This is a genomic window from Mesorhizobium carmichaelinearum, from assembly GCF_900199455.1.
Taxonomy (GTDB): Bacteria; Pseudomonadota; Alphaproteobacteria; order Rhizobiales; family Rhizobiaceae; genus Mesorhizobium; species Mesorhizobium carmichaelinearum.
Map to the genome: position 1 here is coordinate 1 of NZ_FZQR01000135.1, position 807 is coordinate 807.

Genomic DNA, 807 nt, shown 5'->3' on the forward strand with positions numbered 1-807 from the left:
TCACGCCTCGTGCCCGCTAACCGATGAGTGTTGCCGGCGAGCAGTAAAGCGAAGCCGCACCGCTCCTGAAGATGCAGCAGCTCCCGCAAAACAGTGGGTGTGAAGTTCTGATATTCGTCCACCAACAACGGACGCGTCGGGCCGTATCGGGCGCCCAAAAAATTCATGCAATCCTTCGCAAGATCGTATGTGTGCTTGCTGTCCCTTTGGACGCCGTAGGCGTCATGCAGCATCAGGAACATCGGCCTGATAGCCTTGGTATGCTGCGCAACCTCACAATAGGCAGCTCCGCTTTGGGCGGCTATCCAGTTGAGCGCTACAGTCTTTCCGAGTCCGGCTTTGCCGACCGCAAGCACCGGATACCGCATCTTGACCGCCGTATCGAATGCAGCCCGTACGGTGAACGCGGCGCGGGTTTCTATAAACGTCATCCGACGATCCTCTTCGCCAAGTCCATCTGAACGGCTATGCGGTCGTCTTGTTCGCGTCGGCGCTCTTCGGAGGTCGAAGCCCCCTTCGGCATCACGATCCGCGCCGGCCGCTTCGCCGGATCGTAAGAGACGATGCCGACGGGCTCGTTGGGGACCGAGTCAGGCTGAGCTTGGCCGCGTGCGATCAGGCGTGCAGCCACGTCGATATCAGGCGCCGACCGATCGAGGTCACGCACCGCCTGCCGATGCACCTTTGCGCGTTCGGCTGATGCTTTTGCGCCGCGCTTGTCGAGCGGATGGAACTCGACATCGGGAAAGGCTATGCCGACTCGTTCACCATAGCGGTCAAGCAGCAGCAACTCGGCCGGTGTGTGAT

General features: G+C 60.5%; 2 protein-coding genes. Both read right to left on the minus strand.

Features of this window, described 5'->3' with window-relative positions:
• Positions 1–431, minus strand: a 431-nt coding sequence (locus CKW40_RS42350; protein ID WP_143748534.1) for an AAA family ATPase, incomplete at its 3' end; no start/stop codon positions are given.
• Positions 428–807, minus strand: a 380-nt coding sequence (locus CKW40_RS42355) for a hypothetical protein (RefSeq protein ID WP_210200212.1), incomplete at its 5' end; no start/stop codon positions are given. The genes CKW40_RS42355 and CKW40_RS42350, both read right to left, overlap by 4 nt.